Origin of the sequence: Flavobacterium artemisiae (assembly GCF_042678225.1) — a bacterium.
Lineage (GTDB): Bacteria > Bacteroidota > Bacteroidia > Flavobacteriales > Flavobacteriaceae > Flavobacterium > Flavobacterium artemisiae.
On record NZ_JBHUDZ010000007.1, the window covers coordinates 465,570 to 479,448 of the forward strand.

Genomic DNA, 13,879 nt, shown 5'->3' on the forward strand with positions numbered 1-13,879 from the left:
GTAACAAATTATGAAACGCACAATTAAAAAAGTTGCTGTAATTGGATCCGGAATTATGGGTTCAGGTATAGCTTGTCATTTTGCCAACATTGGTGTTGAAGTTTTACTGCTTGACATCGTGCCGCGCGAGTTGACAGAAGCTGAAGCTAAAAAAGGATTAACGCTTGAAAGCAAAGCCGTTCGCAACCGTGTGGTAAATGACCATTTGGCGAACTCATTAAAATCGAAACCTTCTCCTATTTACAGTCAGAAATTCGCGAACCGAATCACAACTGGAAATACGACAGATGACATGGCAAAAATTGCTAATGTTGATTGGATTATCGAAGTTGTTGTAGAACGTTTAGACATTAAGAAATTAGTTTTTGAACAAATCGAGAAATTCCGCAAACCGGGAACTTTGGTTACTTCTAATACTTCTGGTATTCCAATTCATTTTATGAGTGAAGGAAGAAGCGAAGATTTTCAACAACACTTCTGCGGCACACACTTTTTTAACCCTGCGCGTTACTTAAAATTATTTGAAATTATTCCTGGCCCAAAAACTTCTACAGAAGTATTGGATTTCTTAAACGAATACGGATCTAAATTCTTAGGAAAAACTTCAGTTGTTGCTAAAGATACTCCAGCGTTTATTGGAAACAGAATTGGTATTTACGGAATTCAGAGTTTGTTCCATTTAGTTAAAGAAATGGGATTAACAATTGAAGAAGTTGATAAATTGACTGGCCCAGTAATTGGTCGTCCAAAATCGGCTACTTTCCGTACGGTTGATGTTGTTGGATTAGATACTTTGGTACACGTTGCCAACGGTATTTACGAAAACTGTCCAACAGACGAACAACACGAATTATTCAAACTTCCTGATTTCATCAACAAAATGATGGAAAATAATTGGTTAGGAAGCAAAACTGGACAAGGTTTCTACAAAAAAGTAGATAAAGATATTCTTTCTTTAGACTTAGATACATTAGAATACAGAGCTGCAAAAAAAGCAAATTTTGCGACTTTAGAATTAACTAAAACAATCGATAAACCTATTAATCGTTTTAAAGTTTTAGTAAAAGGAACGGACAAAGCGGGAGAATTCTACAGAAAAAGTTTCGCTGGAATGTTTGCTTATGTTTCAAACAGAATTCCTGAAATCTCAGACGAATTATATAAAATTGACGATGCCATGAAAGCTGGTTTTGGATGGGAAAATGGTCCATTCGAAATCTGGGATGCTATTGGTGTTGCCAAAGGAATCGAAATCATGAAAGCAGAAGGTTTAGAGCCTGCTGCATGGGTTACTGAAATGCTGGCTTCTGGAAGTGACAGCTTTTATACTGTAAAAGAAGGAGCGACTTATTTCTACAATATTCCAACAAAATCACAAGTAAAAGTTCCTGGACAAGATTCATTTATTATTCTGAACAACATTCGCGAAAGCAAAAAAGTTTGGAGCAACAGTGGTGCAATTATCCAAGATTTAGGAGATGGAATTTTAAACTTAGAATTCCAATCTAAAATGAATACCATTGGTGGCGACGTTCTACAAGCTATCAATAAAGCTATCGAATTAGCAGAAAAAGAACATCAAGGTTTAGTTATCGGAAACCAAGCAGCGAATTTCTCTGTTGGAGCGAACATCGGAATGATTTTCATGATGGCCGTTGAGCAGGAATATGACGAATTGAACATGGCAATTAAATTGTTCCAAGACACTATGATGCGTGTTCGTTATTCTTCGATTCCAGTTATCGTAGCGCCTCACGGAATGACTTTTGGCGGTGGATGCGAAATGAGTTTACACGCTGATAAAGTAGTTGCCGCTGCGGAAACTTACATGGGATTAGTTGAATTTGGTGTTGGAGTTATCCCTGGTGGTGGTGGTTCTAAAGAATTGACTTTAAGAGCATCTGATTTGTTCCGTAAAAATGACGTGGAATTGAACGTTCTTCAAGAGTATTTCTTAACCATCGCAATGGCAAAAGTTTCTACTTCTGGTTATGAAGCTTTCGACACTGGACTTTTACAACATGGTAAAGATATTATCGTGGTAAACAAAGACCGTCAGATCGCTGAAGCTAAAAAACATGCATTGTTAATGGCTGAAGCGGGTTATACACAGCCAATCAGAAGAAACGATATTAAGGTTTTAGGAAAACAAGCTTTAGGGATGTTCTTAGTTGGAACGGATCAAATGGAAGCTGGAAAATACATTTCTGAACACGACAAGAAAATCGCTAACAAACTGGCTTACGTAATGGCTGGTGGTGATTTATCTGAAGCGACTTTAGTTTCTGAACAATATTTATTAGATATCGAACGTGAAGCTTTCTTATCTCTTTGTACTGAGAGAAAAACTCTTGAGCGTATTCAGTATATGTTAACTAAAGGAAAACCACTTCGTAACTAGAAAATAGAACAAAGACAATAGAATATCGATTCAAGACTTTGTAAAGTCTATTTTCTATACTCTATCTTCTATACTCTTAAAAAACAAAAACAAATGAAAACAGCATATATAGTAAAAGCATATAGAACAGCAGTTGGAAAAGCTCCAAAAGGTGTTTTTAGATTTAAAAGACCTGATGAATTGGCTGCAGAAACGATCCAGTTTATGATGGACGAACTGCCTGATTTTGACAAAAAACGTATTGACGACGTAATGGTTGGAAATGCAATGCCAGAAGCAGAACAAGGTCTTAACGTTGGTCGTTTAATCTCCTTAATGGGATTAAAAGTGGAGGACGTTCCTGGAGTAACTGTAAACCGTTACTGCGCATCTGGATTAGAAACTATCGGGATGGCGACTGCTAAAATCCAGTCTGGAATGGCAGATTGTATCATTGCTGGTGGTGCAGAAAGTATGAGTTATATTCCGATGGGAGGCTACAAACCAACTCCGGATTACAAAGTTGCAGCAGCAGGTCACGAAGATTACTACTGGGGAATGGGTTTAACTGCCGAAGCGGTTGCTAAACAATACAATGTTTCCAGAGAAGATCAAGATGAGTTTGCTTACAATTCTCACATGAAAGCTTTGAAAGCGCAGGCAGAAGGAAAATTTGATAAACAAATTGTTCCGATTACAGTTGAGCAGACTTTCATCAATGAAAATGGTAAAAAAGAAACAAAATCATACGTTGTAAACAAAGACGAAGGACCAAGAGCAGGAACTTCTAAAGAAGCTTTAGCAGGTTTAAGACCGGTTTTTGCTGCTGACGGAAGTGTAACGGCTGGTAACTCTTCTCAAATGAGCGATGGTGCCGCTTTCGTTTTAATCATGAGTGAAGAAATGGTTAAAGAATTAAACCTTGAACCGATTGCACGTTTGGTAAACTTTGCTTCTTCTGGTGTTGAGCCAAGAATTATGGGTATAGGACCTGTAAAAGCGATTCCGAAAGCGTTGAAACAAGCTGGAATGACATTAAACGATATCGAATTAATCGAATTGAACGAAGCATTTGCTTCTCAAGCTTTAGCAGTAACTCGTGAATTAGGTTTAAATCCAGACATTGTAAACGTAAACGGTGGAGCAATTTCTTTAGGACACCCTCTAGGTTGTACTGGTGCTAAACTTTCAGTTCAGTTGTTTGATGAGATGAAACGTCGTGGTAATAAATACGGGATTGTTTCTATGTGTGTAGGTACTGGGCAAGGTTCTGCTGGGATCTACGAGGTGTTGTAAAAAGATATTATTAAGTAAAGTATATACGTTCAATTTGTCATTTCGACGAAGGAGAAATCTCCGTAAGTGGCTCGACAAAGATTGGAATACTATGCGGATAATCGTCGCGGAGATTTCTCCTTCGTCGAAATGACAAAAATTGAGCAAAAACAAAATATATAAAAAACATAATCATGGCAGATACAATCGAAAAAAACGTGACTCGTGGTGGTCAGTTTTTGGTAAAAGAAACAAAATGTGAGGACATCTTTACTCCAGAAGATTTCTCAGAAGAGCAGTTAATGATGCGTGACTCTGTAAAAGAGTTCGTAGACAAAGAATTATGGGCGCATAAAGATCGTTTTGAGAAAAAAGATTACGCTTATACAGAATCTTCTATGCGTAAAGCGGGTGAATTGGGACTTTTAGGAGTTGCGGTTCCAGAAGAATACGGCGGACTAGGAATGGGATTTGTTTCTACAATGTTGGTTTGTGACTACATTTCTGGAGCAACTGGATCTTTCTCAACTGCTTTTGGTGCTCATACTGGAATTGGAACTATGCCAATTACACTTTATGGGTCTGAAGAGCAAAAGAAAAAATACGTTCCGAAATTAGCTTCTGGAGAATGGTTTGGTGCTTACTGTTTAACGGAGCCAGGCGCAGGATCTGATGCTAACTCAGGAAAAACTAAAGCTGTTTTATCTGAAGACGGAAAATACTACTCTATCACTGGTCAAAAAATGTGGATTTCGAATGCAGGTTTCTGCAGCGTTTTCATCGTTTTTGCTCGTATTGGAGATGATAAAAATATTACAGGTTTCATCGTAGAAAACGATCCGTCAAACGGAATTTCTATGAATGAAGAAGAACATAAATTAGGAATCCGTGCTTCTTCTACTCGTCAGGTTTTCTTCAACGAAACAAAAGTTCCAGTTGAAAACATGTTATCTGAAAGAGGAAACGGTTTCAAAATCGCTATGAATGCCTTAAACGTTGGTCGTATTAAATTGGCTGCGGCTTGTTTAGATGCACAAAGAAGAGTTACTTCTGGAGCAGTAAAATATGCTAACGAAAGAATTCAGTTTAATACTTCTATTTCATCTTTTGGAGCTATTCGTTCTAAATTAGCTGAAATGGCAACTAGCGCTTACGCTGGAGAAAGTGCTTCTTATCGTGCTGCAAAAGATATCGAAGACAGAATCGCTGCTCGTGAGGCTGAAGGAACTTCTCACCAAGAAGCAGAATTGAAAGGTGTTGAAGAATATGCTATCGAGTGTTCTATCTTGAAAGTGGCTGTTTCTGAGGACGTTCAAAACTGTTCTGATGAAGGAATTCAGGTTTTCGGTGGTATGGGATTCTCTGAAGATACCCCAATGGAAAGTGCTTGGAGAGATGCTCGTATCGCTCGTATCTACGAAGGGACAAACGAAATCAACAGAATGCTTTCTGTAGGTATGTTAATCAAAAAAGCCATGAAAGGACACGTTGATTTACTTGGACCAGCAATGAAAGTTCAGGAAGAATTAATGGGAATTCCATCATTTGATACTCCGGATTTCTCTGAATTATTCGCAGAAGAAAAAGTAATCGTAGCAAACTTGAAAAAAGTTTTCTTAATGGTTGCGGGAAGCGCTGTTCAAAAATACGGACCGGATTTAGATTCTCACCAACAGTTATTAATGGCTGCTGCCGATATCTTAATCGAAATCTACATGGCTGAAAGTACAATCTTGAGAACTGAAAAATTAGCAAAATCTCAAGGTGAAGATAAAGTACAAGAGCAAATTGCTATGGCAAAATTATACTTGTACAAAGCGGTTGATATTGTAAACTTAAGAGGAAAAGAAGGAATCGCTTCTTTCTCTGAAGGCGACGAACAACGTATGATGTTAATGGGACTTAAACGTTTCACTAAATATACCAATCTGCCAAATGTTGTGGCATTGAGAGAAAAAATCGCAGAAAAATTAGTTGCAGAGAATTCATACTGCTTCTAATATAAAATAGTTTTTAGCTTTTAATTTGTTTTTAAACCCGCGCAAGTCCGAAACTGTGCGGGTTTATTTTTTTTGTTTGCCACAAATTTCAAGGATTATTAGGATTTTTTTAAATCATTTAAATCTTTGTAATCTGTGGCATTTAATTTTTAATTCAAAGACAAAGCGACGCAATATTTTTGCAACTATTTGCAAAATTTTCGTTAAAATTGTTTTTTGATTCATAAATAATATGAATTATTGCGTGTATTGCTGTACTTTTAACATTCTAAAAACTCAAAAAACATAAAATGAAACGATTTAACCTAATCGCACTTTTTCTATTTTGCCTTTGCTCTTGCAATATTTTTGCGCAAAAAGATAAAAAAATGGATATTATCGCCTACTACACTGGCGATGCTAATTTAATTGATCAATACGAGGTCAATAAATTAGACCAGATTATTTTTAGTTTCTGTCATTTAAAAGACGGAAAATTAACTGTAGATTCTCCTAAAGACTCTATTACAATCAAAAAATTGGTTTCGCTTAAAGCGAAAAATCCGCAACTAAAAATTATCGTTTCTCTTGGTGGCTGGGGAGGTTGTGAGCCTTGTTCTACAGCATTTTCTACAGCAGAAGGCAGATTGACTTTTGCAAAATCAGTAAAAGCATTAAGCGATTCTTATAAAGTAGACGGATTAGATTTAGATTGGGAATATCCTGCAATTGAAGGACTTCCTGGTCATTTATACCAAGCTGTTGATAAACCAAACTTTACAGAATTGTTAAAAATATTACGTTCTACATTAGGCAAAAAATACGAATTGAGTTTTGCTGCAGGTGGATTCCAAAAATATTTAGACGAATCTATTGATTGGAAAGCGGTAACTCCTTTAGTAAATCGTATTAATATTATGAGTTACGATTTAGTAAACGGATACTCTACAGTAACTGGACATCACACTCCATTATACAGCACAAATCCAAAAGAAGAATCTACAAACAGAGCTGTTGAATTTTTATTAAAACAAGGTGTTCCTGCTTCAAAATTAGTAATTGGAGGTGCTTTTTATACCAGACAATGGAAAAACGTAGAAAATATCAACAACGGATTATATCAGGCTGGAGAACACTTTCAAGGTGTTGACTTTAAAAACTATTCATCTGTTTATACTGAAGCTAACGGCTGGAAATATTTTTATGACGAAAAAGCACAAGCTCCATATTGGTACAATGCTGGTACAAAAACTTTTGCAACATCAGACGATTTAAAATCTATTAAAGCAAAAACAGAATATGTAAAAGCTAAGAAATTAGGAGGAATCATGTTTTGGGAATTAACTCTTGATAGCTTTCGCGACGGAATGGTCAATGAAATTTATAAGGTTAAAACAGCTAAATAAATACTATTCAATCATAAAAAAAACGGAGACTATTTAAAAATGATCTCCGTTTTTTTTATGGTTAAAAATGAAAATTAATTCACTTTCGTTTTATCTAATTCACCGATAAAAGGAATGGCTTCTAAAATTTCACTGCGAATAATAGTCTGCAGATAAACCTCAAGCTGAATAAACTTTGCTGCATTTATGGCGCCAATCGCTTTCTTTGCTTGATTGTATGTTTTAGTGTAAAGTTTCTCATAAGCGATATGATTTTTTAAAGTTCCTTTTACCAATTCATCAGCTTTTGCATCTGTCAGCGTCTCATAACTGGAAGCATAATCATTTATTAATTGAAACTTACTCTGTCCAAGTGCTTTACGCTCTGTTTCATAATTGTCATACACTTTTGCAAAAGCTGTCGCTTGAGCATCAGATAAGTTCATGTACTGTTTTACGAGCTCACTTTTAGATTTTCCGTAAAGACTTTGAACTACTTCTACATCTTCTTTAAAAGAAGACTGCGCATAAGATGAAAATGTGGCTGCCGCCATGATAAGAATAAGACTTAATTTTTTCATAGTTTTGATTTTAAATTTGTTTGTAATTACCTATATGATCAAAAAATATATTGATTTTATTACAAATTTGAAAAGTCTATTATACTACAATCATTCTATTTTTTACTAGTATCTTTAGGTGCACTTACTATACCGTCATAAGAAATAGGACCTCTATTATTGCTGTTTACAGATAATGTTGCAGTTCCATTATAAAAAATATTAAACATTAAATCATAAACATCATTCTGCCCTTTTACAGTCGTTTTGATAGTTGTACTTTTCTTCTTACTTTCAATCTTAATATTTTCGGGTTTTCCTTCAAACTTAATACCGCCGTCACTACCGCCATAACCAACATTAAAACCGCGTCCAAAAAAAGGCAGATCGCAAGTGGTTTTTTCGGTATTAAAGTTCAAGAAATACGTATTATAATCTAAATTGATTAATCTTCCTCCTTGAGGCGTTAATCGCTGCGCCTCAAAAACAAAGCTTTTATTATCAATTAATGCCTGAACTTCTTTTTGTTTCTGAAGTTCTCTTTCTGCCTTAAGTTCTTTCTTTGATTTTTCTTGTGCCAAAGCCGAGAAACTCGAAGAAAACAAACAAAAGAATAAAATGTATACTGTATTTTTCATGATTTTATTTTTTAGTAAAACGCATCATTGCAATATCTCCAGAAATAAAATTTAAAGTTTTACCCTCATCTGTGATGTCGTATGATGTAATTTTCTGAAGTGTGCTCATATAAAGTTGTTCGCCTTGTGCGCCATCCATACACATCATTTTTGTAACTGCCATCGGCTGTGTAAAATCGATTAAATTTGCATTTACGCTCAATTTTCCAGTATAAGAATTGCAGCTGTTATTTCCCGAAACACGATTTTCTTTGATATCAAAAACAATCGTCGGTTTTTTATTAGGATAGAGCCCTTCAAAAGCTATTTTTGGACCCGTAATATAATTGAGTTCCCAAGTACCATCGAGCTGAGAAACAGCATCTTTCTTTTTGCATTTAAATATAGAGCAGGAAATTAATAGTGAGCTCAAAAAAACGAGGATGAATATTTTCTTAGCCATAACTTCAAGAATTAAATTTAACAAATCAAAACACTGATTTTCATTACTTTAAATCAAAAACACTTCTCGAATTTACGTAATATTTTTGGACTAAACTGTCAAAGAGTTTGTAAATTATGCTGAAGAGTTTGTCTTTTTTTTAACTTTTAGAGTTAATTAGTTCCGTTATTTTATGTTAAATTTACTTAATAATTAATTTAAAAGCCTTCAAATATGAAAAAGATAATCGTTTCTTTCGCTATAATTACAGCCTTAATCATTGGCTGTAAGACCAATACAAACTCGAATGATGCCAAGACTCTGACTGTTGCCTTAGAACCAAAAAGCAATAGTAAAGTAGGCGGAACAGCTGTTTTTACAGAGAAAAACGGAAAAGTGACTTTTACAGCAAAAGTTAGTGGACTTGAACCTGGAGTTCACGCCATTCACATTCACGAAAAAGCAGATTGCAGTTCTGCAGACGGAAGCTCTGCCGGCGGACACTGGAATCCAACTTTCAAAAAACATGGAAAATGGGGAGTTGGAGAATATCATAAAGGTGATATCGGGAACTTTACCGCAGATGCAAAAGGAAACGGAACAATCACTCTTACTACTGACGAATGGTGTATAGGATGTGGCGATACCAACAAAGATGTTCTAGGAAAAGGCTTAATTGTACATGCAGGAACAGATGACTTTACAACCCAGCCAACTGGGAATGCCGGCGGAAGAGTTGCTTGTGCAGGAATCATCAAATAAGAAAAAACGCAATAACCACTAAATTTTCACAAAATCTAGTGGTTATTTCATTTAAAATGAATACTGAAACAAGAAAAAGACATAGCTTTGCAGCAGCAAAATTAAGTCAATGATTAACCCATCAGCACACGGCTGGATCGATAAATTTTTTAGTGAACAAAAGTTTTCAGAGGCGATTCCTTTTGAGACTGCAGATTCTTTTTACTATAAAGTAAGGGAAACTGGGTTCATTTACGGTCATATCATTGCCATTGATTCTCAGGTTCCTATTCCGATAAAAGGCTGGTTTAAAACCGAAATTTCTAAAGTTGCTTTACTCAACACACTTTATCATGTTTTTTGTTTAGAAAAAAGAAATTCGGAACCTAATAATTTTATTTCAGAGGTTTTAAAGTTTTACAAACAAATGAATCCAGAAGGCTTTAATTTGTTTAAAATTTTATTACCAAAAGATACTCCTTCGCATTCTTTAGAAAACATAATCGATCAAAGAGTTCAAACTAATGACAGTATTATTAGTAAAAACTTTTCGCATTTAGTAACCAATGCATTATTGTTTATTGATGTTTTGGCTTTTAGACAATATCTAGAACATGGCGAAATTCCAGAAAAATATCTAAAACGTATTGAAGAAACTGTACTAGGAATAGTTGGTTTAGCTTTGAAAACCAAAACAGCCAAATCACAGCATGATGATTTATTGATTAAATTATTCGAAGCCTCAATACGTTATTCTAAATTTTCAAAAGTTACTATTGAAACTCTAGAAACTTTACAACTCGATTATTTCAAAAATAAATTAGAGCATTATTATTTGATCGATATGGCTGGAATGGCTTTATGGAGTGATGGTGTTGTCGAAAATGAAGAATCTTATTTTCTATATTCATTAGGTTCGGTTATGGGTGCAGGCGATGATTTTGTAACAAAAAGCATCGATACAACTCACGACTTTATTACAACTCACAAAAAGAAAATCCCCTATTTTAATTATTCCAATCCGGTCAAACATTTCTATGATCAAATGACACACAGTGTTGTTAAACTGATTATTAGAAATAAAAATAGATTGATTAAAGAGATTGTTCAGAGTAAAGAATTGATGGTTTTATTGGCTTATTCTACAACAAGAGATTTAGATGCCAAAGAAAAGAAAAAAGTAAAAAAACAGCTTTTGGACATTTGCAAAACCATTCCGTCGTTGACTATATTTTTACTTCCGGGCGGTAGTTTATTACTTCCAATATTAATAAAGTTTATTCCGACGATGCTTCCTTCTGCATTTAATGAAAACTTAGACGAAAACGAATAAAAAAACTTATTATAATACTTTTTTGTCTTTTGTTGGTTCTTTTTTTTATTCTTATAAAATATTTTTACTAAAACTGTAAAAATATAAAAATGGGAGCATCAATTAGTCTTGGTGATTATGAGCCAGAAATTATTCCAGAACCTTGGGAAGAGTATCAATATAGAGATTTATATCGGTCATATTACACTCAAAGTATTTCAATGAAGATCAATGGATTATTTCATTGCATAACAGCATTAACTTCTTTAGAATTAAACAAATGCTATACTGATCCTGTTGAAAAGGGAGAATACGTTTCTACAACTCCACGAAATTGTTATTTAAGTGCACTAACTATTTATATGGATAATAAAGGACGAATAATAAAAGGTGAAAAAGTAATTACACGATTTCGATTAAAATATAAGAATGGTGACTATATCTTAGATTCTTCATTTAAAATAACAAAAGAAATAGAGCGATGTGTTGACAAAAAGGAACTCCATAATCTTGTAATAAAAAAGAAGCAGATTACTTTTAGAAACGGAAATACATATTTATTAGAAAAATTTCATAAGTATATCATACAAGCTTCCATTTGTAATCGCAGAACTTATATAAACTATACCTATTTAAAAGTTTGCGAAAATCGTGAAGAACTAAACAATAAACTAAATCTTCTAGGAATTATGACAGCTGCTGTTGGTTTTATACCAGGGAAAGCAGCAGTAATTGCTGATTACGCAATAAAAATTTTAGGATTTACCTTAAGTACAGAGCCTAGGTTTAGTCTTGCAGAATATACATACCCAGTTAACGGGCCTGTTTATCTTGACGAGCAAACCTTTTATCAACATTACAAAAGAGACAATACAAATGGTTATGTTTCTCCTCAAAGAGGTGAAAAACCAGAAAAAAATGAAACAGATATATTAAAAGAATTAGAAGATTATGGATTAAAAACAGCAATAAAATGAAAATAATAGCATCACTATCAATTGTCTTATTGCTTTTTTCCTGCAATAAGAAAGATACAATCAATCATTATTTACCGAAACCAATAACACAAAAAGAGTTAATTGATAATGGTTTTTATAAATACTCATCTATAGATACAATTAGGAGTGGGAATGAGTATGAGGATAACATTGATGACACCATAAAGTCTATCATTAAATATAATATGTACTCCAATGTAAAACCTGAAAAAAATGATAAAAAGCAATTACGTCCAACTCAGTTATGGCATTTTTTTCGCGAAGATTCAATCAAAAAAAAAATAAATCTTGACTATCTTAAAAATAAATTAAATGATCGAATAATAACCTATCTTTTTAGAAATGATACCTTAATGTACAAACATATAATTGTATTTTCTTTAGATAAGTCCCGAAAAGAAATAGCCAATTTTACAAGTATGGATGAAATTATTAAGTACTATGACAATCTTAAAATTTCAATTAAGCCACAACAAATTAAAAACAAGAAAACAGGAGAAGTATATTCTAATCGATTTATGCTAGATAATTATGAAACTCAATTTTATATTGGAAATAGTTTTGATATAAAAAATACTTCTTATGCCATTTTTGTAAATTACAAAGAGCGTAATTATCAAGATGTTTTAGAAAATTTATATGGAAACTACTTCCACTGCTATTAGGCTGTAATTAAAGCGGGTAGTGATTAGAAAAACGGAAATATTATAGATTAAAAGCAACAATAAAATGAAAATAGCAGCATCATTATCAATTGTCTTATTGCTTTTTTTCTGCAATAAGACAGATAAAATTAATCATTTTTTAACTAACCCTATAACTCAAGAAACTTTGAAAGAAAATGGGTTTTATAAATATTCTTACATAGCAACATCAGATGACCATGATGTGATTGACGATACTATTAAATCTATTGCGAAATATGATATGTATTCTAATGTAAAACCAGAAGTAAACAAAGAAAGAAAATTGTGTCCAACACAATTATGGAATTTCGACAAAGAAGATTCTCTAAAAAAAACTTAGATTATTTTAAAAACGAGTTAAATAGTAAGATTATAACATATCTATTTAGAAATGACACTTTATTCTATAAAGAAATCGATGTTGAATTTTTTGACAAATCCCACAATCAAACACCTGGATTCACAAGCTGAAAAAAAAAATCACTAATTATTATAATAGCTTGAAAATTTCTATAAAACATGTAGTAAAACACTAATACAGGAGAGTTATATACTGAACTATTTATGGTTGACAATTACAGAACTCGATTTTTTTTTTCAGAAAAAGATAAGTACTATGGAATGTTTACAAATTATTTAAATAATTTCACTTATTATGATATTCGCGAAGATTGGTACTCTGGACGTATAAGTGAAATATATTATTATGATTAAATAAAAAATTAAGACAAAATAAAAAAACGCCCTTTTAAAAAGGGCGTTTTTTTTCTATTAAGTAAAATCTATTAAAGATCTAATTGATAAACATTATCAAGCTCAGCATTTGAACTGATTGTAACATTTAAATCTGTTACAAAACCAGAATTCAATCCATAAACCCAACCGTGAAGCATAAGATCTTGGCCATTTTTCCAAGCACCCTGAACGATTGATGTTTTAGCTAAATTGTAAACTTGTTCTTTAGCATTGATTTCAACGAAAGCATTAAAACGTTCTGTTTCATCTTCAATTGAATTTAAATATTTGTCATGCAAACGGTACTCATCTTTAATGTGACGAATCCAGTTATCAATAATTCCAACTGATTGATTTCCCATAGCAGCTTTTACACCTCCACATCCGTAATGTCCGCAAACAATAATATGTTTTATTTTCAAAACATTTACCGCATAATCCAGTACACTCAGCATGTTCATATCAGAATGTACAACCATATTTGCGATATTACGGTGAACGAAAACTTCACCTGGTTTTGCACCAACAATTTCGTTAGCAGGAACACGGCTGTCAGAGCACCCAATCCATAATAATGGCGGTTGTTGTCCTTTTGCCAGATCAGCAAAATAATTAGGATCTTTTGCTAATGAAGTTTCAACCCATTTTTTATTGTTTTCTAATAACTGCTCATAAAATTTTCTCATTTCTTTTCTGTTTTTAGTGGTATTTTCTAATGTGCAACACTATCAAAATGTAAAGTTACCTAAATTTTGACATTTCTTTTACT

Annotated in this window: 13 protein-coding genes; 9 read left to right on the forward strand and 4 right to left on the reverse strand. The window is 33.4% G+C overall.

Going from position 1 to position 13,879, the window contains the following annotated elements; genetic code table 11:
* The first annotated feature begins 10 nt into the window (after window positions 1-10).
* The 4 genes from ACFSC2_RS07190 (at window position 11) to ACFSC2_RS07205 (ending at window position 7,040) form a co-directional block, all read left to right on the forward strand.
* Complete coding sequence (locus ACFSC2_RS07190) at window positions 11-2,401, forward strand: 3-hydroxyacyl-CoA dehydrogenase/enoyl-CoA hydratase family protein (protein ID WP_379816711.1); 2,391 nt, start codon at window positions 11-13, stop codon at window positions 2,399-2,401.
* Window positions 2,402-2,494: 93 nt separating this feature from the next.
* Window positions 2,495-3,676 carry a thiolase family protein gene (locus ACFSC2_RS07195; protein ID WP_379816712.1) on the forward strand — a complete coding sequence of 394 codons (1,182 nt, stop codon included), beginning with the start codon at window positions 2,495-2,497 and terminating at the stop codon, window positions 3,674-3,676.
* Window positions 3,677-3,849: 173 nt separating this feature from the next.
* The gene (locus ACFSC2_RS07200; RefSeq protein WP_379816713.1) at window positions 3,850-5,655 is read left to right on the forward strand and encodes an acyl-CoA dehydrogenase family protein; all 1,806 of its coding nucleotides are present in this window, start codon (window positions 3,850-3,852) and stop codon (window positions 5,653-5,655) included.
* Between the two features lie 368 nt (window positions 5,656-6,023).
* Window positions 6,024-7,040, forward strand: a complete 1,017-nt coding sequence (locus tag ACFSC2_RS07205) for a glycoside hydrolase family 18 protein (RefSeq protein WP_379816714.1) — start codon at window positions 6,024-6,026, stop codon at window positions 7,038-7,040.
* Window positions 7,041-7,114: 74 nt separating this feature from the next.
* On the opposite strand, the gene ACFSC2_RS07210 is transcribed toward ACFSC2_RS07205, so the two are convergent.
* The 3 genes from ACFSC2_RS07210 to ACFSC2_RS07220 all read right to left on the reverse strand — a co-directional run bounded on the left by ACFSC2_RS07210 (window position 7,115) and on the right by ACFSC2_RS07220 (window position 8,659).
* Window positions 7,115-7,600, reverse strand: a complete 486-nt coding sequence (locus ACFSC2_RS07210) for a hypothetical protein (protein WP_379816715.1) — start codon at window positions 7,598-7,600, stop codon at window positions 7,115-7,117.
* Between the two features lie 95 nt (window positions 7,601-7,695).
* Window positions 7,696-8,217: a DUF4251 domain-containing protein gene (locus tag ACFSC2_RS07215; RefSeq protein WP_379816717.1), complete on the reverse strand. Its 522-nt coding sequence runs from the start codon at window positions 8,215-8,217 to the stop codon at window positions 7,696-7,698.
* A gap of 4 nt (window positions 8,218-8,221) precedes the next feature.
* Complete coding sequence (locus ACFSC2_RS07220; protein WP_379816718.1) at window positions 8,222-8,659, reverse strand: META domain-containing protein; 438 nt, start codon at window positions 8,657-8,659, stop codon at window positions 8,222-8,224.
* 213 nt (window positions 8,660-8,872) lie between these two features.
* On the opposite strand from ACFSC2_RS07220, the gene ACFSC2_RS07225 reads away from it, so the two are divergent.
* The 5 genes from ACFSC2_RS07225 (at window position 8,873) to ACFSC2_RS07245 (ending at window position 12,715) form a co-directional block, all read left to right on the forward strand.
* Window positions 8,873-9,400: a superoxide dismutase family protein gene (locus ACFSC2_RS07225; RefSeq protein ID WP_379816719.1), complete on the forward strand. Its 528-nt coding sequence runs from the start codon at window positions 8,873-8,875 to the stop codon at window positions 9,398-9,400.
* 109 nt (window positions 9,401-9,509) lie between these two features.
* Window positions 9,510-10,712 (forward strand): LETM1-related biofilm-associated protein, encoded by a 1,203-nt coding sequence (locus ACFSC2_RS07230; RefSeq protein WP_379816720.1) that lies wholly within the window; start codon window positions 9,510-9,512, stop codon window positions 10,710-10,712.
* Window positions 10,713-10,801: 89 nt separating this feature from the next.
* Window positions 10,802-11,668, forward strand: a complete 867-nt coding sequence (locus ACFSC2_RS07235) for a hypothetical protein (RefSeq protein WP_379816721.1) — start codon at window positions 10,802-10,804, stop codon at window positions 11,666-11,668.
* Entirely contained in the window at window positions 11,665-12,354 is a 690-nt protein-coding gene (locus ACFSC2_RS07240; protein WP_379816722.1) for a hypothetical protein, read from the forward strand. The genes ACFSC2_RS07235 and ACFSC2_RS07240 overlap by 4 nt, the downstream gene beginning before the upstream one ends.
* Window positions 12,355-12,418: 64 nt before the next feature.
* Window positions 12,419-12,715, forward strand: coding sequence for a hypothetical protein (locus ACFSC2_RS07245; RefSeq protein ID WP_379816723.1), 297 nt, complete (start codon window positions 12,419-12,421; stop codon window positions 12,713-12,715).
* Window positions 12,716-13,160: 445 nt separating this feature from the next.
* On the opposite strand, the gene can is transcribed toward ACFSC2_RS07245, so the two are convergent.
* Entirely contained in the window at window positions 13,161-13,796 is a 636-nt protein-coding gene (gene can, locus ACFSC2_RS07250) for a carbonate dehydratase (RefSeq protein WP_144218771.1), read from the reverse strand.
* Between the last annotated feature and the right edge of the window lie 83 nt (window positions 13,797-13,879).